Origin of the sequence: Microcoleus sp. B3-D2, assembly GCF_036705345.1 — a bacterium.
Taxonomy (GTDB): domain Bacteria; phylum Cyanobacteriota; class Cyanobacteriia; order Cyanobacteriales; family Microcoleaceae; genus Microcoleus.
Map to the genome: position 1 here is coordinate 16,758 of NZ_JAUBUG010000051.1, position 24,250 is coordinate 41,007.

22 protein-coding genes and 1 pseudogene are annotated in these 24,250 nt (G+C 46.1%); 9 read left to right on the top strand and 14 right to left on the bottom strand.

Annotation, left to right across the window (positions count from 1 at the left end):
* The first annotated feature begins 321 nt into the window (after positions 1 to 321).
* A complete protein-coding gene (locus QUB14_RS19255) occupies positions 322 to 2,088 on the top strand; it encodes a hypothetical protein (RefSeq protein WP_333217996.1) in 1,767 nt (588 codons plus the stop codon).
* A gap of 382 nt (positions 2,089 to 2,470) precedes the next feature.
* Here QUB14_RS19255 and QUB14_RS19260 read toward each other — a convergent pair whose 3' ends face one another.
* Together QUB14_RS19260 and QUB14_RS19265 are read right to left on the bottom strand one after the other, a co-directional pair.
* Complete coding sequence (locus QUB14_RS19260; RefSeq protein ID WP_333217995.1) at positions 2,471 to 3,208, bottom strand: class I SAM-dependent methyltransferase; 738 nt, start codon at positions 3,206 to 3,208, stop codon at positions 2,471 to 2,473.
* Between the two features lie 7 nt (positions 3,209 to 3,215).
* Positions 3,216 to 3,413, bottom strand: a complete 198-nt coding sequence (locus QUB14_RS19265; protein WP_333143062.1) for a hypothetical protein — start codon at positions 3,411 to 3,413, stop codon at positions 3,216 to 3,218.
* A 570-nt stretch (positions 3,414 to 3,983) separates the two neighbouring features.
* Here QUB14_RS19265 and QUB14_RS19270 point away from each other — a divergent pair.
* The gene (locus QUB14_RS19270; protein ID WP_333217993.1) at positions 3,984 to 6,530 is read left to right on the top strand and encodes a mannose-1-phosphate guanyltransferase; all 2,547 of its coding nucleotides are present in this window, start codon (positions 3,984 to 3,986) and stop codon (positions 6,528 to 6,530) included.
* A gap of 42 nt (positions 6,531 to 6,572) precedes the next feature.
* On the opposite strand, the gene QUB14_RS19275 is transcribed toward QUB14_RS19270, so the two are convergent.
* A complete protein-coding gene (locus tag QUB14_RS19275; protein WP_190736389.1) occupies positions 6,573 to 6,728 on the bottom strand; it encodes a hypothetical protein in 156 nt (51 codons plus the stop codon).
* A gap of 9 nt (positions 6,729 to 6,737) precedes the next feature.
* Here QUB14_RS19275 and QUB14_RS19280 point away from each other — a divergent pair, with 9 nt between their 5' ends.
* The gene (locus QUB14_RS19280) at positions 6,738 to 7,295 is read left to right on the top strand and encodes a single-stranded DNA-binding protein (protein ID WP_190662952.1); all 558 of its coding nucleotides are present in this window, start codon (positions 6,738 to 6,740) and stop codon (positions 7,293 to 7,295) included.
* Between the two features lie 150 nt (positions 7,296 to 7,445).
* Here the strand turns inward: QUB14_RS19280 and QUB14_RS19285 are convergent, their stop codons facing one another.
* The 5 genes from QUB14_RS19285 to QUB14_RS19305 form a co-directional block, all read right to left on the bottom strand.
* On the bottom strand, positions 7,446 to 7,793 hold the full coding sequence (locus QUB14_RS19285; protein ID WP_333217991.1) for a hypothetical protein: 348 nt from the start codon (positions 7,791 to 7,793) through the stop codon (positions 7,446 to 7,448).
* Between the two features lie 585 nt (positions 7,794 to 8,378).
* Positions 8,379 to 9,437, bottom strand: a complete 1,059-nt coding sequence (locus QUB14_RS19290) for a potassium channel protein (protein WP_333217990.1) — start codon at positions 9,435 to 9,437, stop codon at positions 8,379 to 8,381.
* A gap of 266 nt (positions 9,438 to 9,703) precedes the next feature.
* Positions 9,704 to 12,517, bottom strand: a complete 2,814-nt coding sequence (locus QUB14_RS19295; RefSeq protein ID WP_333217989.1) for an LpqB family beta-propeller domain-containing protein — start codon at positions 12,515 to 12,517, stop codon at positions 9,704 to 9,706.
* Positions 12,518 to 12,536: 19 nt separating this feature from the next.
* The gene (locus tag QUB14_RS19300) at positions 12,537 to 13,052 is read right to left on the bottom strand and encodes a type IV pilin-like G/H family protein (protein WP_333217988.1); all 516 of its coding nucleotides are present in this window, start codon (positions 13,050 to 13,052) and stop codon (positions 12,537 to 12,539) included.
* 106 nt (positions 13,053 to 13,158) lie between these two features.
* Positions 13,159 to 13,683: a type IV pilin-like G/H family protein gene (locus tag QUB14_RS19305; protein ID WP_333217986.1), complete on the bottom strand. Its 525-nt coding sequence runs from the start codon at positions 13,681 to 13,683 to the stop codon at positions 13,159 to 13,161.
* 111 nt (positions 13,684 to 13,794) lie between these two features.
* Between QUB14_RS19305 and QUB14_RS19310 the strand changes: the two genes are divergently transcribed.
* Positions 13,795 to 13,989 carry a hypothetical protein gene (locus QUB14_RS19310; protein ID WP_333217984.1) on the top strand — a complete coding sequence of 65 codons (195 nt, stop codon included), beginning with the start codon at positions 13,795 to 13,797 and terminating at the stop codon, positions 13,987 to 13,989.
* Position 13,990: 1 nt separating this feature from the next.
* Here QUB14_RS19310 and QUB14_RS19315 read toward each other — a convergent pair whose 3' ends face one another.
* The 3 genes from QUB14_RS19315 to QUB14_RS19325 all read right to left on the bottom strand — a co-directional run bounded on the left by QUB14_RS19315 (position 13,991) and on the right by QUB14_RS19325 (position 15,866).
* Positions 13,991 to 14,509, bottom strand: a complete 519-nt coding sequence (locus tag QUB14_RS19315) for a type IV pilin-like G/H family protein (protein ID WP_333217983.1) — start codon at positions 14,507 to 14,509, stop codon at positions 13,991 to 13,993.
* Positions 14,510 to 14,625: 116 nt separating this feature from the next.
* Positions 14,626 to 15,186, bottom strand: a complete 561-nt coding sequence (locus QUB14_RS19320) for an SPFH domain-containing protein (protein ID WP_333217982.1) — start codon at positions 15,184 to 15,186, stop codon at positions 14,626 to 14,628.
* A gap of 134 nt (positions 15,187 to 15,320) precedes the next feature.
* A complete protein-coding gene (locus QUB14_RS19325) occupies positions 15,321 to 15,866 on the bottom strand; it encodes an NfeD family protein (RefSeq protein WP_333217981.1) in 546 nt (181 codons plus the stop codon).
* Between the two features lie 175 nt (positions 15,867 to 16,041).
* Between QUB14_RS19325 and QUB14_RS19330 the strand changes: the two genes are divergently transcribed.
* The 3 genes from QUB14_RS19330 (at position 16,042) to QUB14_RS19340 (ending at position 20,460) form a co-directional block, all read left to right on the top strand.
* Positions 16,042 to 17,856, top strand: a complete 1,815-nt coding sequence (locus tag QUB14_RS19330) for an AAA-like domain-containing protein (protein WP_333217980.1) — start codon at positions 16,042 to 16,044, stop codon at positions 17,854 to 17,856.
* 434 nt (positions 17,857 to 18,290) lie between these two features.
* Positions 18,291 to 18,854 carry a hypothetical protein gene (locus QUB14_RS19335; RefSeq protein WP_333297282.1) on the top strand — a complete coding sequence of 188 codons (564 nt, stop codon included), beginning with the start codon at positions 18,291 to 18,293 and terminating at the stop codon, positions 18,852 to 18,854.
* A 505-nt stretch (positions 18,855 to 19,359) separates the two neighbouring features.
* Positions 19,360 to 20,460 carry an iron-containing redox enzyme family protein gene (locus tag QUB14_RS19340; protein ID WP_333217975.1) on the top strand — a complete coding sequence of 367 codons (1,101 nt, stop codon included), beginning with the start codon at positions 19,360 to 19,362 and terminating at the stop codon, positions 20,458 to 20,460.
* A 181-nt stretch (positions 20,461 to 20,641) separates the two neighbouring features.
* Here the strand turns inward: QUB14_RS19340 and QUB14_RS19345 are convergent, their stop codons facing one another.
* A complete protein-coding gene (locus QUB14_RS19345; protein ID WP_333217974.1) occupies positions 20,642 to 21,361 on the bottom strand; it encodes an SAM-dependent methyltransferase in 720 nt (239 codons plus the stop codon).
* Positions 21,362 to 21,612: 251 nt separating this feature from the next.
* On the opposite strand from QUB14_RS19345, the gene QUB14_RS19350 reads away from it, so the two are divergent.
* The gene (locus QUB14_RS19350) at positions 21,613 to 22,245 is read left to right on the top strand and encodes a hypothetical protein (RefSeq protein WP_333217973.1); all 633 of its coding nucleotides are present in this window, start codon (positions 21,613 to 21,615) and stop codon (positions 22,243 to 22,245) included.
* Positions 22,246 to 22,468: 223 nt separating this feature from the next.
* On the opposite strand, the gene QUB14_RS19355 is transcribed toward QUB14_RS19350, so the two are convergent.
* The gene (locus QUB14_RS19355; RefSeq protein ID WP_190662935.1) at positions 22,469 to 22,711 is read right to left on the bottom strand and encodes a ChaB family protein; all 243 of its coding nucleotides are present in this window, start codon (positions 22,709 to 22,711) and stop codon (positions 22,469 to 22,471) included.
* 64 nt (positions 22,712 to 22,775) lie between these two features.
* Positions 22,776 to 23,000 (bottom strand): hypothetical protein, encoded by a 225-nt coding sequence (locus tag QUB14_RS19360; RefSeq protein ID WP_333217972.1) that lies wholly within the window; start codon positions 22,998 to 23,000, stop codon positions 22,776 to 22,778.
* 864 nt (positions 23,001 to 23,864) lie between these two features.
* On the opposite strand from QUB14_RS19360, the pseudogene QUB14_RS19365 reads away from it, so the two are divergent.
* Positions 23,865 to 24,250: pseudogene (locus QUB14_RS19365) on the top strand (hypothetical protein); the annotation flags it as partial.

Below are 24,250 nucleotides of genomic sequence, written 5' to 3' on the forward strand. Positions count from 1 at the left end.
CCCTATTTGCGGTGGCTATACAAGCGTGGAAGCAGGCAAAAAACCGGGTTTCTACGCTTGAGTGCTTGATGTGAGGGTCGCGAAATTTTAATAAAAGTTGATCGGGCAACTTCGAGGGCGATCGTGCTAAAATTATACCTTTGAATTCCCAACCTCTCCTCATTAAAACGAATTCACACTCCATCACAACCACAACAATATAAATTACCTATCCCCCAATCACTCAATCCCCCAATCCCCCAATCTAAAATCTAAAATCTAACAATCTCCCAATCCCCCAATCTAAAATCTAAAATCTAAAATCTAAAATCTAAAATTTAAATGACTGACTCTTCCTCCCTAGCCAACACCCTTTCGGAACCGCTGCGCCAGCCTTATTGGTGGGCAGCCCTAGCTTCTGTCAGCCTTCACGGAGTGCTCGGAGTAAGTGCCCCGACGCTCTCAAACATACTTTATGGTGGAAATTCCTCAAAAAATATCCCCGGTTCTGTCGGCTTAGTAGAACTAACTCCCGCAGAAGCCGGTCGCCTGCCACAAACCATACCACCGAGACCGTCTAATACGCCGTTTTCGATTAAGCCGTTTTCGATCGCACCAGTTCCCCTTCGACCCGCGCCAAAGTTAGCCCCGCCCTTGCCCCCCCCACCTGATACCATCAACTTGCCCGCCATGCCGCCGGGAATGCCCCCTCCTGGGTTCTTTTCCCCTCTGCCTTATCCCTCTCTCCCGCCGTTAACGGCCGCAACAGCCCCGCCACCTCCCCAAACTCCATCATCCCCAACAGTCAGAACCCCCTCCCAGCCAACAACACCCACTATCATCCCACCCGTACCTCCCAGCGGTTTGATTTTCCCACCCTTACCTAGTAATTTCGATCGCAATATCCCGCCGCCACCATCGCTGAGTGAAGGGCCCCAGCTTCCCGCCGACCCCTCGGAAGACGAAGCAGAGACGCTCAAAAGGATTATAGCCAGTAGAGGCGGACTCCCACTATTTCCAGACGGAGCTCCAGTCTTTACCCCGGAATTCCCAATTGGCAGGAATGTGGGACCCGATGGAGTACCAAAATTGACTCAAAAAGATCCCAATAAAAGGAATCTCATCGCAGAAACTCCCGAAGAAAGAATCAGGAGACAACAATTTGAAGAGGGACAGCGACAGCTAGGACAGTCCGGCGAACCGGGTTCAAACTTACCCACCGACAGAGAGACACTGCTGGCGGCTGCAAATACCTATGTTGCTTTGTTTGAGAAATTCAAAAAGGCTTATCCTGACTTGGAAATGACGGGCCCGACTCCTGTGCCTGTCCCTTATCCCGTAACAGCTTGCTCGGAAAAACTCCAAGGAAGAGCTGTTTTTGGAGCAGTTGTCAGCCCTCAAGGCTTGCTCAAGGCCGAGCCTCAGCCGATCGTCCCCACGGGTTACGGTATTCTCGACAATGCGGCTAAAATTGCGATTATTAGCCCTTCTCTAACATTTGAAGCAGCCAGCACGCACAAGCTTTACCAACTGGCTGTCGAGTTTAAGTACGACGAAAAAGTTTGTAGTGGCATTCCTCTCACCCCAACCAGGCCCAACCCACCAGGCCAGCAGCCAGCGCCCACCCCGACAGTGCCCAGCAGACCAACAGGCCAGCCGCCCTCCCCAGCGCCTATTGAAGTGAAACCGCAGTTTGAGAAGCCGCCGGCCCCGGCAACCAAACCGCAGCCAGGGGCAAAACCGTCGTCGCCCGCACCCAAGCCTGCGGCTCAACCGTCACCCTCGCCTGAACCTAAACCAGCAGCGGAACAGTCGCCTTCTCCTCAACGGCAACGCGCCGAAGAGTCCCCGCAGCCGGAAGCTGCGCCATCTCCTGCCGCCGAAGAGTCTCCGCAGCCGGAAGCAGCGCCATCTCCTGCCGCCGAAGAGTCCCCGCAGCCGGAAGCTGCACCATCTCCTGCCCCGGAAGTGTCGCCCTCGCCGGAAGCTGCGCCATCTCCTGCCGCCGAAGTGTCGCCATCTCCTGCCCCGGAAGTGTCGCCATCTCCTGCCCCGGAAGTGTCGCCGTCGCCGGAAGCTGCGCCATCTCCTGCGGCTACCGAAAATTAATTGGGCATCGGTAATTGGCAATCCGGTAGGGGAATGGGTAATATCCAATCTGCTTGCTTGACTCTTGTGAGTTAGTAGTTAGTAGGGTGCGTCAGCTTGAATATTTGTTGCTTCTCAAACTAATTTCTACTTGCTGACGCACCCTACTTTATCCACTAAGAATGAAGTTGTTTTTCGTCCCCCCGACCCGGCTTTGGACGATTGAAGTTTTGACTGCAAAGCTAACTACCTATTCCCCTTAATATCATTTCCGGTTACACCGGAATGATGTTGACGGTTGACTGTTGACGGTTGACTGTTGACGCCGTGAACAGTCAACAGTGAACCGTCAACCGTGAACTCGAATTTACTATTCCGATGCTAACGGATTTGATATAACCTCTCAAGTGTATTGAACTTTATACATTTGAAATAAGTCGCCGCTTTGCTTTTTTACTACCTTAGCGCCCGCAGCTTTAATCATTTTTTCCCAATCTTCAATTGTCTCTAAAAATACTTCGCCGGCTCGATAAGTTTCCAAAATTGCCCAATCTTCTGCTAGAGGAGCATCGGGGTTGAGGACATCAAAAACAAAATGACCGCCCGGTTTTAGTACCCGCTTTACTTCTCCCATGACAATACTCCAATAGTCTATGGGATAGTAACAGCTAAAGCCTGTAGCGAGGCATAAATCGAACTGAGCCTCCTCGTAATTTAACTGGTGAGCGGGAGCCCATTCTACGCCTTTGAACAGCTTAGAATTGAGCTGAGGGCCGCGAGCGTTTAAGGCGTCTCGCGCTGCGCTGCTGATTTCTTGACCGTAAAAATATGCCTCCCAATCCCGCCAAGGGTAGATGAGAAAGCTGACTCCGCAGCCAATGTCTAAACAGCGCTGATTTTTTTGAGGTTTGGCAATTTTCCAGAAGGGAGAAACTGTTTTTGCTTGGAGAGTTCCTGCAACTGATTCTAGGAAAATCGGCATTGCTTCGACTTCTTCGGGTAAAGCGAAAGCTTCTCCCCGGTATTCGCGATCGAATCGAGAAGCGACTTGCGACAGTAAAACTTGCCAGCTATCTGATTTTCCTTTAGCAAACCAAGTCTGCTCCTGACCCGCTACTGGGCGCTCTGACTTTTTAGACATTCTTGAATTACCTTTTAGAGGCTTTGAGAGCTTTTGTAAAGTTTTGGCGGTAAGGCTTATTAAAAATTAACGCGGGCCAGAGCAGGGACAGCTTCAGGCGATTTGTAAAACTTCTGTCGAAGTTAGTGCGATTGAAACCATTCCAAAATTTCCAAATACCGCCACCGTAAGCGATCAGCAATGCCAAGCTAATTAACGTACTCATTTAAAAAACCCCTAAGCAATGGATAGGATTTTGGGTCAGCTAGTCAAAGCGCTACCATTAATCTATCATTTATCAGACGCCAAGGCGCACCGATAGGGGTAGTAATTCCACCTTTAGAAAGAGACTTCAAAATCCCCGCTGGCGACAAACTTAAAAATAACACCCCCAAAATAGCTTTCACCGAGCAAGCAAGAAGGGACTTCTGCCAAAAGTCGAGGATTCTGAGGACTTATACGATTGAAGAATTGAAGAATTAAAGAATTCGGAATGACTCATGACAGAAGGGTTTCGAGCACGGGCCTACAGTTGCATTCTTTTTTTTAACTGGTATTACCCAACATCCCCTACAAATCCGAGCTCGACCGGGGGATGGGTGCGATGCCGCCAGTTCTAATTCGGTTGAAATCGGTTGCTGTTGGGGGACGGCCAGGCCGAACGGGATTTCCCAGACGTGTCACTACTCGAAGATATTTAAGTAAGAACTGATTGCTGGTGGCCCACGAATTACAGCAGGCAAACTTTTTCTAGCGGACAATGGCGGTAGAGAGCTTTCTAAGCAAGGAGGATTTTATGCGTGCAGTGCTAATGGCTGGTGGGTCGGGAACGAGGCTCAGACCCCTGACGTGCGATTTGCCCAAACCGATGGTGCCGATTCTCAATCGCCCGATCGCAGAACACATTATTAATTTGCTAAAAAGGCATCAGATCACGGAAATTATTGCGACGCTGCACTACCTTCCCGATGTCATGCGCGAATATTTTACTGACGGGGCAGAGTTTGGCGTTCAAATAACTTATGCTGTGGAGGAAGACCAACCGCTGGGTACCGCTGGTTGCGTCAAAAATATTGCTGAACTGCTCGATCGAACTTTTCTGGTCATCAGCGGCGACAGCATCACAGACTTCGACTTAACGGCAGCGATCGAATTTCACCGCAGCAAGCAATCCAAAGCCACGTTAATTTTAACTCGCGTTCCCAACCCAATGGAATTCGGGGTCGTGATTACCGAGGAAAATTACCGCATCAGTCGCTTTCTGGAAAAGCCTTCTAGCAGCGAAATTTTCTCCGATACCGTCAATACCGGTACCTACATCTTAGAACCCGAGGTCTTGGATTACCTGCCGGCACATCAGGAGTGCGACTTCTCGAAAGACTTGTTTCCCCTCCTGCTGGAAAAAAACGAGCCGATGTACGGCTACATCGCCGAGGGTTACTGGTGCGATGTCGGCCAGCTAGATGTTTACCGGGAAGCTCAGTACGACGCGCTGCGGGGAAAGGTCAAACTGGATTTGACCTACTACAATGAAGTTCGATCGGGACTTTGGGTAGGTCAAAATACTTTTATTGACGATAGCGCGATCGTCGAAGTACCGGCCATGATCGGCAACAATTGCCGAATAGGAGCCCGAGTTAAAATCGATGCGGGTACAGTGATCGGAGATAACGTGACTGTCGGGGCCGACGCCAACCTCAAACGTCCCATCGTCTGGAACGGAGCAATTGTCGGTGAAGACGCTCATCTTAGGGCCTGCGTGATTTGCCGGAGCACCCGCGTAGACAGGCGCGCTCACGTCCTCGAAGGTGCTGTCGTCGGTTCAATGTCCATCGTGGGAGAAGAAGCACAAGTGGGGCCAAGCGTGCGCGTCTGGCCGAGCAAAAATATTGAATCCGGCGCTCTGTTAAATCAAAATTTAATTTGGGGAGAACAAGCTAAGCGGAATTTGTTCGGTCAGCGTGGCGTTCAAGGACTGGCAAATGTGGATGTTACTCCGGAATTTGCAGTGAAATTGGGCGCGGCTTATGGCTCGACTTTGAAACCCGGGACTTCGGTATCGGTTTCTCGCGACCAGCGGAGCATTTCGCGGATGGTTTCGAGGTCTTTGATTGCGGGTTTGATGTCGGTGGGAATTAATGTGATCAATTTGGAATCGACGGCAATTCCGATCGCGCGCACGGTTTCGTCTACGATATCCATTGCCGGCGGCATTCATGTTCGCATTTCGCCCGATCGCTCCGACCACATTTTAATTGAATTCTTGGATATCAAAGGCATCAATATTACTAAAGGAGCTGAGAAAAAAATTGAGGGGGCTTATTTTAAGGAAGATTTGCGGCGAGCTCTAATTCCCGAAATTGGAGAGATGACGTACTTTAACCAAGCTCTCGATGTTTACAACCGCATTTTTGAGCGCCAGATGAATGTTGAGGCAATACGCTACAGCAATACTAAGGTGGTAATCGATTACGTTTACGCAGTTTCTGGAGCAATTTTGCCCCAAATGCTTGCCAAGTTCGGCTGCGATGCGGTGGTTCTCAACGCCAGTCTCAAGCAAACTTCTCTAAGCAACGGGGAACGGGAATATTTGCTCGACCAACTCGGCCGGGTGGTGAAAGCACTCAGCGCTAATTTTGGAGTGCAGGTATCGGCTAACGGCGAACAGCTCATTTTGGTAGATGAGTCTGGGATAGCGATTCGCGGGGAAATGCTGACGGCGCTGATGGTAAATTTGATGCTGACTTCTCATCCCAAAGGTACAGTAGTAGTGCCGGTGCATGCGTCTTCTGCGGTGGAGGCGATCGCCCGACGCTATCAAAGCAAGGTAATCCGCACGAAGGCGAACCCAACTGCTTTGATGGAAGCCGCTAACAGGAACCCGAATGTAGTTTTGGGCGGCAGCGGCCTTATGGGTTTTATTTTCCCGCAGTTGCATCCCGGATTTGACGGAATGTTCTGCATTGCTAAAGTGATAGAAATGATGACGATTCAGGAGCGATCGCTCGGACAGATCAAGGCGGAACTTCCCCGCATCACCCACCGCAGTTACAGCGTCCGCTGTCCTTGGACTATCAAGGGTTCGCTGATGCGACATTTAGTAGAAACTCATTCGCCCGATCGTTTAGAATTATTAGATGGAGTGAAGATTTTTAACTACAGCGACGACAATTGGGTATTAGTTTTACCCGATGCTAGTGAACCGACCGTTCATATCTTCGCCAACAGTGAGGATCGAGATTGGGTATCTGAAACGTTGAAGGAGTACCGCACCCTCGTTCACGATTTTGTCAGTCAAGCCGAGGCGGCGGTTCTCCAAGATAAATTTGGTAACAACGTGTAATCCGTCATCGGCGACAAATAATAGCGATCGGGCGCATAAAAATCAGTAATTACCAATTACCAATTGGCAATTGGCAATTGGCAATTCCCCAAAGCAAGACGAACAAGTCATCGGTACACGGATAGCTATTTCTTCCTTCTTCCTTCTTCCTTCTTCCTTCTTCCTTCTTCCTTCAACATCCAATTCCCAATTACGCACAGATAACAGATGAATAGCTGCATTTTGATGGCGGAAATAATTCAACAACCGCAACTACGTTATACTCCTGACAATCAACTTCAAATCGCTGAGATGTTGGTGCAGTTTCCCGGCCCAAAACCCGAAGATCCGCCCGAACATTTGAAAGTGATAGGATGGGGAAATTTTGCTCAAGAAATTCACGAGAAATATCACGAGGGCGATCGCGTGATTATTGAGGGACGGCTGAGCATGAATACGATCGAAAGAGATGGTATTAAAGAAAAGCGCGCTGAGCTGACAGCTCAAAGGATTTACAGTGTCGGGGCTGATGCAATGAGTTCGGCTCCCCCTACTAGAACCGCCCCGGAACCGGCTCAAATTCGCGACAGCGCGCCGGCTAATGTGCCGAGCAATGTGGTTCCCATGAGTTCGCGAGGCCGCAGTTCTAACAGCGCTCCAGGTGGCGCTAACCGCACGTCTAGTTCGGATTGGAACTCGCATCAGTCTTCAAATTCTGAGTCCGATCGCCAGTCGGGTTCCTCTAACGAACCGGAAAATCCCGATTACGATCCGATTCCATTTTAAAAATTAGGGTGCATCACTTTACAACTGGACTGTTCGATCAAAAGTGACGCACCTTAATTTAAGAGCGATCGCACTTCAGGAAAAAAAGGGCGATCCTCTTCGAGGGCTGCGCTAACTAATTTGGCTGAACTACGAGCTAAATTGCCAATTTTACAGCTTGATCGTCACAACTTTTTTCTTGCTTTTTTCGTCGCGCAGCACGACGGTATTGTAGGGTGATGTATCCGTCCCCAGCGGAATTGGCAGCTTAAAGCTGCTGCTCTTATGCTTAACTTCGCCTAAATCAATGCTTTTCGTTATATTGCCATCTGTTGCCAGATAAGCGGTAAGTTCGCCTTTATAATCTTCAATCAAAAAGTCTCTGAAGAAAAGGACTTCCCCAGCACCCTCGACATCGATACCAAGGATGACCGTACCGCTAAACGTTGCGCCTTTTTCTTCTTCATCAACCGTCGCCATTTTAATTTCCGAGGGGTCTTGACCGGACATATCTGCCATAAATTTTTTCTCGTGAGCGGAGCGTAATAATTAACCAGAATCTTACTTCAGGCTAGGGGCGAGCGCAAAACTCTTAGGACGTATTTCTGCATCCGTCTTGCTTCTCTCTAAGGTTAGAGAAGCAAAACCGCGCATTACACCACCAATTCTCTCAATTCTTGAGTCAGTAAGTACAGACCGTTAAAATTATCTCTATAATACCCCCAAGTCTCGCAAACACCGCCGCGTTAATTCGATTCGATATTTAGCATCCTTAAGCCTCTGATCACAAAGGTTTCAACTGTTGAGTAAAAAATTGTTTACCCATGTAGATGATGGATATCTGTTTGTGATCGGCAATTATATTGAATCTACAACAGAGGAGCGCCATCGCCTGCGTCAGCTATTGCTTAGTAAATGGGTACAAATTTTTAGCTCAACAGTTGTATTTTTTGTGGAGTAAAAGTTTGAGGACTGTTAGTACATTTGTAGGGGGGAAGTCCAGGTTAAAGAATCCCCGTGCGTTTACGCCATCAAGTGTCAATTGTTATGGGAAGCATTGATCGAGAGAGGGCTTGCATTCCTGACTAGAAACTTGACATCGTATTAGTTCGGGGGCCGGGGGAGGCGAAAACTCAGGGGACTGAGGATTTGATTGAGAGTTCGCAGTTGTTCCGCAGTACCCAAACAAATCAGCATATCTCCTCCTTCGATCGCAGTTTCTCCGGTAGGCCCGACAATCAAAGTCCCGCCAGCGCGCCGCACTGCTAAAACCAAGGCCCCTGATTGCGATCGCAACTTGGCATTTCTCAAAGTTTCCCCGACGTAGACACAACTATTGGGATCAACCAAAAATTCTTCCATGTAAAAAGAACTCTCGGTACCCGTCAAAACACCGTCTAAAAAATCCATAACTTGAGGCCGCAAAGCCGCCGCCGCCATGCGTTTTCCCCCGGTAATGTAGGGGGATACGACGGCATCGGCGCCGCCCCGCTGCAACTTCTTTACGGCTTCTTCTGTGGTGGCGCGGGCGATCGCCCGTACCTTCGGATTCAGAGTTTTCGCTGACATGACAGTGTATAAATTCTCGGCATCCGAAGGCAAAGCTGCTACTATGCAAATTGCGCGATCGATCCCCACACTCAGCAAAATTTCGTCCAGAGTCGCGTCTCCTTGGACAGCCGTGTACCCCAACGCCAAAGCTGCCTCAACCGACTGTATCGCCGAATCTATCACCACAAAAGAGATAAATTCTGCCTGAAATTCCAAGGCAATTTGGCGACCAGTGCGCCCAAAACCGCAGAGAATGTAATGCCCGATTAAAGAATCTACCAATCGTCGCTGCTGCCTAATTCTTGCTCCTTCTTGAAAATATCCTTGAATCAGCGCTTCTGTAAAGCGGTTGACGATGAAACCAATCACAATCACGCCCATCAAAATCAGCCATATGGTAAACATTCGCCCGCGTTGGCCGAGGGGCTGAAGTTCACCGTAGCCGACAGTTGCTAGGGTAATTACTGTCATGTAAGCGGCATCGAGGAAAGACCATTTTTCCACCAGCCAATACCAGAGAGTACCCGTGCAAAAAATGCCGCCAAGGGCGAGGACTCCGTTTCTTAAGTCTTTTTGCAGGCGCTGGTACTTTTGCTCTAGAGTTGAATACACCGATCGGGCTTACCTATTACCTATTAGCTGCTACTAAGTTTAACCATATCAGTCCTAGACGCAGAGGCGGTCAATCGATTTTAGATTTTAGATTTTAGATTTTAGAGGCGAGCCCACGGATAAATGCGGGGGCTTGAGGATTTTCGATTTTAGATTTGGGATTGATTCCACGGATAAATCACGTGGCGAGTACCACCTTTGAAATTCGTCGTCAAAAAGCCAGTTTCTGGCTAGATACTTTGCTACCCAACCCAACATTTTGAATCTTAACCCGGTTTTTTTTGCGTGAGTTCCGACTGAGTTCCAATCCCATCGCAGAGGTGGCGATTGTTTTGATTTGCGATCGGATTTGTCTGAAAATAATTGCGGGCTCCATCGCAACCCTGCAGCAACAAATCGTCCAGATTAAAATTCCACAGCATCACCGTACCGTCAGCACTAGCACTTGCGATCGCTTTGCCGTCTGGACTAAAACTTGCACTCCAAACAGCATCCTTGTTACCTTTTAAAGTTTTGAGCAATGTACCGTCAATATTCCACAGCCTCACCATTTTGTCTGTGCTTGCAGATAGCAACATTTGACTGTCGGGACTAAAGCTGATATTTGTCACTCCACTTGTATGCTTTAAAATACTTAGCGGTGTGCCGTCTTTGCTCCAAATTCTCGCAGTTCCCCCAGCACTTGCAGCCGCCAGCTTTGCTCCGTCTGGACTGAAAGTAACACTCATAATTTTATCACTTTCCATCTGTAAACTGCGGAGCAATTTGATATCGGTGCTTGCTTCGATTGACTGCTTTTTTTGCAACTTTTCCACAATCTTTCTAAAACTCCAAAGTTTAACAGTGCCATCAGTGGCAGCCGCAGCAATTATCTGACCGTCTGGGCTAAAACTGGCGCTGGTTATCCAACCTCGCTCCACTTTTAAACTTGACAATTCTTCCCCGTTTATTTTCCATAGTTTAACTGTTCCATTGGTACTTGCTGAAGCAATAAGTTTACCATCTGGACTAAAAGAGACGCTTGTTATTTGACCGCTGTGTCCTTTTAAATTATGAAGCAATTCGCCATCTTTTTGCCAAATTTTGAGAGTTTGGTCGTTGCTTGCAGAGACAATCATCTGACCGCTAGGACTGAAAATAGCCCTTATAATTTTATCAGTATGCCCTGTCAATGTTGCTTGCAAAGTTCCATTATTTTGCCAAAGCTTGATATAATTATCATCGGTAGCAGTCACAATCGTTTGACTGTCGGGACTGAAACTCGCGAAAGCAAGGGTACTGGCTTGAGTCTGCAAGCGGCGGCGTTCCCGAAAGTTGTAAACGGCCTGTTCGAGGGCGATCGCCACTCGCATCTGAATATCTGAGCTGACTCCGAGCGATCGTTTCATTTCTGTAACAGCTCTGATGCTTTCTAGCAAAGCTTCTTCTTTTTTATCTGCGGCAAATAGCGTTTCTGAGAGCAAACTGAGAGTGAGAATTTTGTTGTTTCTTTCTTCGATTGACGGTTTTACCCAAAAAGCTACTATCAGGATTGATATTAATATGACTGCGGCTCCTGTAACTGTTTGCACTCTCAGTTGTTGCTCGCGCCAAAGTTTAATTGCAATCGCTTTTTTCTGCTTTTGTGCTTCGCTTAGTTCCTCTAGTAACTTTTTTTCGCGGCGCAGTTGTTCAATTTCAGTTTGAGTTTGTTTTTCGCGATCGCGCAATTTCGTAAATTCCGCTTCTTGACTCGCACCTAAAAATTGATAATCTTGGGTGCTCAAGCTTTTATGTGCCGCCCACTGTCGGGCATCTTCGAGTGCTTGACCGCGCAACAAGCGAGATTCGTCTTGACAATTTGTAGCTATCCATGCTGTTAGGGATTCAGCATAGGGGCGCAAGTCGCCGAGCGCTTTTTCTACCCAGCTATGGCTGAATATAGCTGCGTAAATGCGGTTGGATACGGTTAATTTCCCGGCTCGTTTTACTACTAATCCGCTCAGCCGCAATTCTTTTTGTTCGGGAGTATCATCCGCCCAAATTCCCCCTACCACGGCGGGCGCGGGGGCACCGTCCCTACAATCGGGGGGCTCTGAAAGTGGCAATATTTTTTGATATAGTCCTAATAACCTACTGGCGCGGTGCTGACTTCTGAGAAGGCGATCGCGAATTGTTTTGATGTGTACCGGTTCATCGGCTGATTCCCAATTATCAATAATATGAGATTGCACTATCTCGCTAATTAATAATTGATTTGTAGTAAAAATTTCAGTTTTGCTTTCATCCGTTGAGTCTGATATAATAGAAGCGGACGCTAAGCTTTTTACATGGTGCAAAATCAGCTTGCAAAGCTTTTGAGTCAGAAATGGCTGTCCTCCAGTCCAGTCCAAAATCTCTTTTAAAACCTCTTGAGGATTGTCTACTTTTCCCTCAAATCCCTTTGCTAAAGGCAGAGCTTCCTGTAAGTTAAAACCGTGCAATTCAATAGGTAAGCCGATATTAAAGGGCGTGCGAGTTGCATCGCTAATTAAATCCGATGGCGTAGCTACTCCCAGCAAAGCAAATGTAATGCGCTGGTATTCTGAATTGTGAGCGCGTTTATTGTAGCAACATCTAATTAATGCAAAAAAATCGTCTAGCGGTTCTTGGAAACTCAGAACGCTATCAATTTCATCAATAAAAATGACCAGGTTTTGAGAAATTTTGACCAGCAGCAACTCTTCAATTAACTCTCCTAAGCGCTGCACCGGCGACATCAACTCTCTCTCCCGCCACCAAGCCATAAACTCGACTGGGTTAAACAGGTTGAAGCTGCACAATAGCTTGTAAGCGACGCCGCCGTACCACTTATCTAGAGAGACTTGCTGGTTGCCAATGTCCGAAAGGTCGATCGTAGCACAGGCAATGCCATCAGCGGAGAGCTTTTGTACAGTTCGCACCAGCAAACTGGATTTGCCCATTTGTCGGGAATTGAGCACGTAACAAAACTCTCCGGCTTTGAGGGCTTGATAAAGTTCTGAGTCAGCTTGTCGCACTACATAAGTAGGTGCATTTTGCGGGAGACTGCCGCCGATTTGATATTGGTAATCGACTGTCATAATCTAGCCTATAATTAAATTATTTTGTCACTTCAGTTGTGCCTTGACCGCAAATAAGCTTGCCATTTTGATAAGTTGGTTCCGCTGGTTCAATTGTACCGGGAGAATCTGATTGGCACAATATGGATATTGTTATTATTTCATCTTTAACAGCATTTGGAATAACTTCTTTCGCATGAACTACAAAGACACCGCCAACACAGCTTTTAAAATCTTTTTTCTTGGATAACCCATAATTAAATGCTGTTGTTTTAGTAGCAATAACTGAATATTTGCCGTTGGATGTTTCTGTTTTGATGCCCATTTCTAAAGCATTAACAGAAGTGGCAAAAGCACCTTTTTCGGCAAAGCGAGCGTGCTGAACTCTGTTCATTGACCTTACATACTGTTTTGGTTCCACTTGCTTTGCCTTCCCAGCCTGACGCATAAATGATGGCATCACGCTCGCAACAATCATTCCAAATAACATCAAAAGCAATAAGCATCCGCAACCTTTATATGCAATACTATTTGAGGGAAAACTTTCTTGATTCATGGTATTGTTTGCTCTCTGTTTGTAGTAAGCACTTTAGTTCTTAAAAATTGAATTAAATGCCGATTTGAACTCGTAAGCGGCTGTCATTATCCGCCCTAAAGTTAGATTATTCTGTCACTACTGTCGTGCCTTTGCCACAAGCAGTTTTACCATTTTGATAAGTTGGTTCCGCTGGTTTAATTGTACCCGGAGAATCAGCTCCGCACAATATGGATATTGTGTTTGTTTTCTTTTTAGCAAGAACTACAAAGACACCGCCAACATAACTTTTAAGAGATTTATCCTTACATACTGCATAATTAAACACTGCTTTTTTAGTCGTGTGGGCTGAATATTTAAAGTTGGATGTCTCGGCTCTTAAACCAAGTTCTAAAGCATCAATAGAAGTGGTAAAAGTGCTTTTTTTGGCAAAATAGGCTTGCTGACCTTTGTTAATTGAGCTAACATACTGTTTCGCTTCAGAATTCTTTGCCTGGTGAGCCTTCCGACTGAACTCGCCATACTTCATATCCATAAAATTAGAAATCCAGATTAAAGACATCGAAATAGTCGGTGCAATCAACATGAAAACTAGAAGGTTTTTACAACCACTTAATCCGGGCTTCTTTGATTTATAATTTTGTGTTTTCATGGTATTATCTCCTGAGTATTTGTAGTAATAATTTGAGTTCTAGACATCTCAATTGAATGCAGGGCTGTTTCATTCTCAGAAAAACCAGGGTTTTGTAGGGGCGGTGCCCCCGTGCCCGCCCAGCCCATAGACGAGGGCGATTCCCTACGGGATAGCTTCGCCGCGCGTGGGGGCATTGCCCCTACAGGGGTTTCAGATATCGGGGCAACCACGGGGGGATTGCCCCTACAAGAGAATGAAACAGCCCTGCAATTGAATGTCGATTTGATATTGGTAATCGACTGTCATTATCTTGCTTCTAGTTAGATTATCTGGTCACTTGTGTTGTGTCTTTACCGCAAGCAATTTTACCATTTTGATAAATTGGTTCTGCTGGTTTAATTGTACCGGGAGAATCAGCTCCGCACAATATGGATGTTGTCGTTATTTCCTCTTTAGCAGCATTTGGCTCAAATTTTTTAGCAGAAACTATAAAGACACCGCCGACATAACTTTTTAAGTCTTTTTTCTTCGATACTCCATAATTAAATGCTGCTTTCTTAGTGGCACGAATTGAATACTTAAAATTTGTTGTCTCTGTTTTAATTCCAAGTCCTAAAGCAGCAACAGAACTGGAAAAAGCATTGTTTTCTGCCAAATAGGCTTGCTGACCTTTGTTCATTGAACTAACATACTGTTTGTTTTCGGATTGCTTGGGTAGATGGCCAATATTTAGGAATAATGGCAGAACCATCGCGCTAACGACTCCAATGCCCATTAAAAGCAATAAGCATCCGCAACCGCCATAAGCTGCATTGCTAATACTTGATTCTTGAGATTTAGTCATGATTTTGTCTCCTTAAAGGGTATATAAAAGGCGAATTATAGTCGGCAATGCAGAGCCTCTGGATCTGCGTTACCAGGAAGAGCCTGGTAACGAGGAAAAGGAGGAAATACTAATCTCTAAGCTCGCAGCTTTTGTACTTCTTTCCGGTCAATGGATGTCGGCTGAACCACTTTACTGCCGATCGCAAAATCGCGCAATTCCACCCTCGTAAACTTCACACCCCAAGGATCGGTGGTTGTATCCAACTCTTCCACTAAAGCATTATTAATCTCATGGCGAGCCGTGTAGAGTTCCTCAACAGATAATTTAGCAAGGTGAGTCCGAATTGAAAGAATCAGCATATTTAACATCGCTTCCTTGAGATTCTGTACTTTGTAGGAAGCTTTTTCTAAGTCAATGATTCGCCAGTACACAATAAAATCAACGGTGATGGCCACCCGATCGCGCGTTGTGCATTCTTGCGGTGGCAAGTTTAAAATTTGCTCGCGCAGAGTTTGTTTATAGGCGACTTGCTCGACAAAGGGAATCAAAAAGGTTATACCCGGTTCTAGCTTTTTTCGATCGTACTTTCCGAAAATTTCAACTAACGCCTCATCTCCTTGACGGACGATTTTTACACTGCTGGCTAAGGATACTCCGGTGATGGCAAACAATACCGTCAAAAAATAGTGATACATAGTGAATCTCCTGGTAAATAGTTGACAGTTGACAGTTGACAGTTGATAGTTGATAGTGATTTCTTAGTCTCTTAGAGAGGGACTTTGTTTTGCAAGAAGCGATTTTAATCGCCTAGTCATAAAAGAACTCAGATTTAGCCGTTGATGTGAATTAATCTGTCAGGTACAACAATCAGCGTGTTTCCTTCGCGGCGCAAAACGTAAACTTTTTGTCTGGGTGCGATCGCCCCTTGGGAATCTTCATTGCGAGCTTTCCACGAAGCCCCTTCATAAATCACCATTCCGGTTTCTCCGGGGAAAATTTCGGAGATTGTTGTCGCTTCGGTTGCTTCGGGAATGACAAACTTTTTGCGAACAATGAAAATCGGTCGAATCCAGATGCTCAGCGCGAGGGCTATCCCCATCCAGTAGAAAATTTGCCAGTCAAAATCTTCATACATTATGTTCGCCCAACTAAACTGAAATGCTACAGACCCTCTCCACAAAATAAATGATTCAATTACAGCCGAAGCTCCCATCATTAGCAGGTAAAATCTGTATTTTTGGGGCTGAGTTTTGATGATTAATAGCTCCATCGCACTAAGCACAACTCCGATCAGCAACCAGAATAGGGGCGGGGTGAAGGCGAAGCCTGGTTGATTAGTGGCTGACGCCAGCGACAAAATTAGGATAGAATACACAATGCTTTTACCTCGTTTTGATGGGATTCAACCTTGTTATTTCTAATCTAATCAGGTGGCTATTTGAGTTGGCGACTGAGTTATTTTAAAATTCATCGACTTTTCATCGACTTTTCATCGACTTTAGGGGCGGTTGGCATTTATGATGGTTTCAGTGTTTTGATTGTGATAAGCAATGCCACGATCGCTAAGGGTGCGCGAAGAGTGCATTCGCGCAGTTAAATCCTGCCTCCTGAGAAATGGCTTCCCCAGTCAGAAAATCCTGGCTGAGGATTTAGGGATGGCCCAATCTACAGTCAGCCATTTTCTGAATGGCAAACCTGTGGATTATGCCAATTTCATCGAAATTTGTCGCGGATTGGGGCAGGAATGGCGCGATATAGCCGATTTTGAGGCGAATTCAGAGCCAGAGGAGGTAGTGCTGGTGAGGGCAAAAGTGGCGATCGTCTTCGAGGGCTTTCCTTCGGATCGCAACGCTTTCGCCAACGCCCGTTGGCGAAGCCCTCGAAGAGGATCGACCTCAAACACTACCCTTTCTCAGCAGTTACACCAAGCTTTGAGTGCGGGAGGGCACGAAGTCTTTTTTATTAACAACAGCAGCGACTCAGCCTCATATTTAAAACGTTGCGATTATTTGCTGTTGCTGATTTCCCAAGAATCGGCCGCTAGCGAAATGATATTGGAACAAGTGCAGCTAGCCAAAGAATTGCACAATTTAACTGCTCATAAACCCGCAATTTTACCGATTTTACTTGAATTAAATACACCGCTTTCTTTTGATTTACTGAGCTATTTAGCAGGAATTCAGCCCTGGCTGTGGCGCGGTGTTGGCGACTCATTTAAGTTATTATCACAAATTTTAACCATTATCAAAGAAGGTCGCAGATCGTTAACGACCGACCATGAATTGGCTGTAGAATGGAAAGTAATTACTAGCACCAAACAGTCAATAATTCAACCCCTGCCAGCAGCGCCGCCAGAATTGCCGGGAGGACAAGTTGAAATAGCTTCTCGTTTTTATATCGATCGCCCTCCGATCGAATCCCGCTGTTACGAGACGATCGCCCAACCGGGAGCGCTGATCCGCATAAAAGCACCCAGACAAATGGGCAAAACTTCCTTGATGGCGAGGATTTTGCATCATGCAGAACAGCAAGGTTCTCGCACGGTAGCGCTGAGTTTTCAGCTAGCCAATAGGAAAATATTCGCTAATTCAGATACATTTTTGCAGTGGTTTTGTGCTAGCATCGGTCAAGAGTTAGGAATGCTGGAGCAGTTGCCCAAGTGTTGGGAATTAGCCGATTTGATTGGCAGCAATCAGTGCTGCAAGGCTTATTTTGAACAGTATTTGCTTTCAGAATCCTCAAAACCTCTGACGTTAGGCTTGGATGAGAGCGATCGCCTGTTTGAATCGCCGGAAATTGCCGATGATTTTTTTGGGTTATTGCGAGCTTTGCATGAAGAAGCAAAACGGCGCGATATTTGGAAAAAGTTTCGCTTGATTGTGGTGCATTCTACGGAAGTATATATCCCACTGGATGTGAATAAATCCCCGTTTAATGTGGGATTGCCGATCGAATTGCCGGAGTTTAATTTGCAGCAAGTGCAAGACTTAGCAGCGCGACACGGATTGAATTGGAGCGGGAATGAAGTTCCAGAATTGATGGGGTTAGTGGGCGGAAATCCTTATTTATTGCGACTAGGAATGTATCATATTTCGCGTCAAGATGTGACTTTAGATCGGTTAGTGAAAGAATCGGCAACTGAAGCGGGAATTTATAGCGATCATTTGCGGCGGCATTTATGGAATTTAGAGAAATATTCGGAATTAATGGAGGCGATGAGAGAGGTTGTGAGTGTTTCCCAGCCAGTTAGATTGAGGTCAGAATTGGGGTTTAAGTTAAATAGTATGGGGTTGGTGAAATTGGATGGAAATCATTGCATTCCGAGATGTCGGTTGTATCAGAAGTATTTTGGCGATCGGCTATAAGCCCAGAGAAACCGGGTTTCTGACAAAAAACATCGGGTTTATTGCAAAGTCTTGGCCAGAAACCCGGTTTCTAACCCTGCGATAATTCCAGAGAAACCGGGTTTCTGAGCAAAAATCTCAGGTTGATTGCAAAGTCTTGGCCAGAAACCCGGTTTCTGTCACAGGTCTGCGTTGCGTAACTCCTGGAAAAGTCGATGAGAAGTCGATGAGAACTCACTCAAGTTCTCAAATAGCCACCTGATTTAATAGAGACATCGAGCGAAAAAGATGAGACTATGAGAAACTTACACCGTCTTGAATTCACCGCTGACAGAAAAGCTCGCAAAGCCAACACACCCAATATTTCCTCTGTGATAGTAAGCCTACTTATTTCTGGGTTCACTATATTTTTTACAATTTCTTATTTGCCAGTTTTGCCAAAAATTCATTTGCCAATGACGTTCCTAGATTTGGGATTTTTAATTTTACCTGCTACTTTCCTAGCAGCGATCGCTACTAGGAAGTTGGTACGAGATATTAAAAACCTGTGGCGAAATTACAGCAGACTAGCTTTATGTCAGACATCGATCCTTTTTTCTAGTTTATTGCTTCTGATGATTGGATTCAACCAGGCTTTCTACCACGAGAATCCAGTGAATAACTTTAATGCTTATGTCAAACACCGAGAAGAAATCGTCGCTCTACTTCATTCAGGGCAATTAAAAGGAGAGAAACAAAGTTCAACAGACGATTATAATCGGGGAATAAAAATTAGTTTACCTGAAAAATTTAAAGGGCTGTCGCGGGGAGGAGAAGTCAGGGCGATCGCAAACGGCGGAGTGCTGGAAGTTATCTTTATTCATAGCACTATGGGATTCGGAGACGGAACTCGCTATTTCATCTATCGCTCAGACAGCGATGAACGGAAAATTTCCTTTTTTATACGTAAACAAAAACCTCCTTTCGTGAACCTCAAAAAATTAAAAAATCGATGGTTTTATTTGGCGCTCTCCTACTGACAAAAAATTAATACGCTTACTCGTCTGAAAACCGCTCATGTAAAACATTCTGTCTAGAAGCAGAATGTTTGCGATTGCTTCACGCAGTGAACAATGACAATAACGGGGGTTGTAAACCCGGATATAGTATAAATATCGACATTAATGAGAATCTCATGTTACCTGAAATTATCAAATAAAATTAAGGATATTAGCCTGAATTTTGTTGTGCTTTCAGGCGGTATCAAAGCGTGGTGGCAAGGAGTGCCGGCTCCAAAAGATGCCGAGATATTAGCCCCAATTACTTTGCGGAGTTTGATAAAGTCTCCCTCAGTCACCCTGCTTTCGGAATGAATCGGGGCAGTTGTGACCAAATTGATTTCTGTCAAATCTCTATCAATAGAAAGGTGTATCGTGCTGACAGATTAGCTATCTTCAAGAAAAGTAGCCATTATCCTCAGCAATCTGCAACGGTTGGCTGTTTGGGCAGGCAGCACAATAATTAGAGTTAGCATAACTTTATTCCATGCAAAACACCCTAGAGATACTTCCTTCTTCCGACTCGCCGAGTCTTCCCAAAAAGCAACCCCCACCCCCAAATTATGAAGCAGCCGATCGGCAATTTGTCAATTTGCTAGAAGTCGAGGATTTAGACAAGACGGTGGCGGCAAAACCGTTACTTGTCAGCGATTTTGAAAGCGCGATCGCCTATGCAATTCAAGCAGCTTACCAACAGGAACCGGGCGATGAGGCCGCTCACCGCTTCTTGCAGCGCGTACTTTACCGCATCAACCGCCTCAACTTGTTTTGGTACGACGATTTGCGCCGCTACAACAACGAGCGATCGCACTATTTGCGTTCTGTGCGCGATCGCATTGAGGAACCTTGGCAGCAGTGGGAACTGGCGCAAATCGACGTTGCAGCGCTGCAAAAATTGCCGGATGTCAAGCAAGCCCTGCGCGATCGCGCGGCCGCCGATGTCGATCCTCCTTTGAACGAGAGCGATCGCTACCAGCGGGAACAGATGACTGAAGAGGGATACAAACACCTACTGGCGATCGCCTCTTTTGACGGTTTAGTGGAAGCCAGCCGCCTTTCTCGCATCCTCGGCGGTGCCGGCAACGAAATTCAGTGCACCCTTACCCGAGTGCTGATGGAAGAATACGGCGGCGGTCGCCTCCCCCGCAAGCACTCGACCTTTTTTGCTCAAATGCTGGCCGAATTCGATATGAGTACGGAACCGGAAGCGTACTTCGATTTAGTGCCTTGGCAAGTGCTCGCAAGCATTAATCACAACTTTCTGCTGACGGAACGCAAGCGCCATTTTCTGCGCTATAACGGCGGACTCACTTATTTTGAGGTGGCGGGGCCCGTCGCTTACCGCAATTATCTAGCCGCCGCCCAGCGTCTGGGCCTCTCGCAGGCTGCTATGGGTTATTGGGAACTCCACATCAAAGAAGACGAGCGTCACGGTCGCTGGATGTTGGATGAAGTGGCGATTCCGCTGGTTGATAGATATCCGCAGGAGGCTTGGGAGCTGGTGTTGGGCTACGATCAGGAGAAGTCGATCGGCGATCGGGCTGCGGCTGCTGTAGTGCGATCGATCCAAGCCACAGAACGGAATTAACGGCTAGATAGTAGGGTGCGTTAGAGATTGATGCACCCTAGATCTTGCACCGTTCTCAATAAGCTTTTGAGGAACAGGCAAGATGCCTGTTCCACAAAGAGTGTATTTCTTGTGGAACAGGCATCTTGCCTGTTGCTGACAAGGGTGCAACATCTCAGAGGCACCCAACCAGCACTGTATTTTAAAATGCTGTCATTAACTGAATTAGCTCGATCGACAAATCTCTTTGCGACTTTTGGTGCTTCTTAAACAAAACTCCAGCCAGCAGATAGATATTTTCCGAATAAAAAGCCATTCCCTGTTCTCTGAGAGTGGCGATCGCGCTTTTCACTTTGGGTTCCGAGCTATAATAGCCAAAATTTAAAGGTGCAATTTCAAAATTCGCAACCGAGTAGCCTCGATCCAAGGCATAATCTATCAAACCCACAGGATTAGAATAGCTAGAAACCATCAGCAAAACTTCATCGCAGCCCAAAGATAAAAGTTTCTTAGCAATTGTCGAACCATCACTCCCGCCGTGCAACAGCGGCTGGTAAATCTTATCATCCACCGCCGGCAAGTAAGGCGGATTTGAGATGACACAATCCGCCGACTCGTATAAAGGCGAATCAAAAAAAGAGCAATTGTTGACAGTGTATTTTTCGCTCAGTTGATATTCGTTAATTTGAGACTGAGCAATTTTCCAAGCTACATTATTTAGCTCAAATCCCTGTATTGTCCCCTCAAAATCACTTCTCAGCAAAGACTTAATAACTGGACTTCCCTCTCCTGAACCAAACTCTACGATAAGTCGAGAATTGTCACTAGCATTTAACACTAAACTTTCCAAGCAGTGCGCGTAAAAATCAGATTCTTCCGGGCAGTGGAATACCTGTTTCAGAGGATGGGATGAAGTGAGCATAAATTCTGTAACAAAGTTGACTATTTTAAAAGTATCGAATAACTAATATCCCAGCCATCTGTCGCAAGAGCTATTTTATCAACTTGTGCAATCTCTCTCTTCCTGTTTTATCGGGTGCGATCGAATAACTATTACTGCCGACAGATTATCGAAATTAACTAGATTAATCCGATTGACAGATTGCAATTATATAGCGATTGCTGGTGAGATAGTACCTAAGCAAATGATGGTAAATTTTAATATTGTCAGATATGACCTTTTTTAATTATTCAGTTCCGCCTCTGCGCCGGAAACAGCTTAACATCGAGGTTCAAGATTTAGAAGGGCTTTGGCAGGTTCAGTTTCCCCTTGGCAAAGATCGATTTTATTCACAATTTTATACTTGTCTCGATCGAACTTGCTTGCTGTGGAGTTTGCTGTTAATACCCATCTTCGGCACACCACAATTTTTTTCTGTGAGTTGGATGCTGCAAGCAGGTTTGTGGTCAGCGCTCAGCCTCGTAGGTACAGCAGCAATGGTAAGCATGACATACTCTTGGGTCAAAATAGAACGCCTGGCTTGGGTGCTTTACGGTTGGGTAATACTAATGTTATTAGGATTGCTGCTGACCGATTTAGCAATTTTTCTCCGTTGGGGAAAAGTGTTGGCGAATCTCTGTCCCCTGTGGTTGGGAATGAGCGGAATAGGGTATTTGGGGACTGGATTTGCAGTGCGATCGCGCGCGCTTTTAGCAGCAAGTTTATTTCACCTGTTCGGGATTTTAATTTTGCCTTACACGGGCGGTTGGTCTTTCCTATTTACGGGAACCGTAATGGTATTTAGCTTGCTCGTTTTAGCCGAATTGCAATGGGATATGGGCCAGCCGATTAACAGGCTGCATTAACTTCTGTACCACCGCGATTCCAACAGGTATCAACGTAAAGCATTAACCACAAGTAATGAGTACAGTGCTAATGACTGATGAGCTCATGCCCGCTAGAATAACGTCGCTGCAATGGGTTGGTAGTGAGGATTCTTCGTTCTCCTCAAAATTTGAGGAATGAAGCCCTCACTAAACAACGGATAGGGGTTATGTTAGCGGACACGATATTACTGATGGCTGATAACTAATTGCCACCAGACTGTACAGATTTGCGGGTTTGGTTAGTATCGTCGCCCTTGTGATGCCACGTGCCACCTTCGCCTTGAACGTATTCAGATTTTACGCTGTTCCAAGCAACGCTAGTAGCACCATCGGCGCTCATTCCATCTTCACTAGCGCTCTTAAAAGCCGCCTGAAAAATTTGTTTGGCCCCTTGGGGGAGTTCTTGTGCTTCCGAAGGTAAGGTGTCAAATTGTTGTTCTGGCATAATGACCTCTAATTATTAAACATAATTTTCATCTTATATACAAGAAGCAACTACTTTCATCTCTCTAAAAGCAAGTTTTAAACCGCATTTTTCTCATTCCCAAGACAGATGTAATATTATATTTTTTCTGAATGGCGAAGGGAATTGACTTGCCGTTGCTGGTTGCCCCGGATTTGGGTAATTTCTTTTCTGAAACAGTCATTAATCTGATTTCGGCTTTTTCACTTGCGAATTTAGAAAAAGCGATGAACATTAAATAGCCAATTCTGGCAATAATTCGATACAGCATACTTGATGTCTGCTTGTGAAATGTGTTAGAGAATAAGCGCTATCTGGCATAGTTTTGGGTTTACTATATCAGAGTTTAGCCGATCGCACTCACAAGCAATTCTGACGACTGCGCCGCCGTTGGTTAATTTCATGTCGCGCGGGCACGACTCGGATAGCCCTCAGTAGGCCTTCGTGTTTGAGGCAACTCAAATCCCAGTCAAAAGCCTTGCTGTTGGGGGAGTGCAGGTGTTCTGGCGACTCAGAGCGAGCCATCGGGCGTTTTGAGATAATTTAGTTTCCTGAGAAAGTTTGAGCGGTAGGCTACGAGGGGCAAAATTGCCAGCAGCAAGTTAAGGAAAAATAGCGCTCAATAAAATTTAAAACTAACTCCTCTGGCATAGGACTAACCCAAGATTGACGGTGATAAAATCAATAATTTCTGGCTCAAAGCACCTGCTGCCGGGGAAAATTTATAGGAAGAGCCACGCGCTTGTCTCAGAAACCCGGTTGATTCGTATATGTCTCGTTACTCAACCAAAATTTTTCATATCAGCCCGGTTTCTATCCCCCGTACACAAATTTTGATTGAGCTAGTCGGCCGCTCAATCAAATTTCATCCACCACCTGAAATAAAAAGCCATTTTCTCAAATATTCCTAAAGATGAATGGCGAACTTGAAGCATACGTAATAGCTTATAAACTGTTAACGCGACGGTGTAATTAATCAGGGAAAAATTATAGAGGGAACGGGACTAAATTTGCTCCCTTACCTTCATTATTCCGTAGCGAAGGTTAGAAAATTTACACGTTACGCTGTCAATTTGACCCTGCGGTTTTGGCATCACAAGCGATCGCAAGACTCTACGTAAAAGCAAGCATTACCATGAAATCTTCTAAATTGTTGAAAGCTGTTTTAGCAAGCGCTTGTACTTTAGGTTTAGCAACGGTTTCCTTCGCAGTGCCTGCTTCTGCCCAGTCGGGCGGTGCAGGTGGCGGTGCAGGCGGCGGTGCAGGCGGTAGCGTCGGCAGTGGCACAAGCGGTACGACTGGCACAAGCGGTACGACTGGCACGGGCGGTACGACTGGCACAAGCGGTACGACTGATACCACAGGCACCGGTACAAGCGGTACGACTGGTACCGGCACAAGCGGTACAAGCGGTACAAGCGGTACGACTGGCACTGGTACAAGCGGTACAAGCGGTACGACTGGCACTGGCACAAGCGGTACAAGCGGTACGAGTGACACTGGTACAAGCGGTACAAGCGG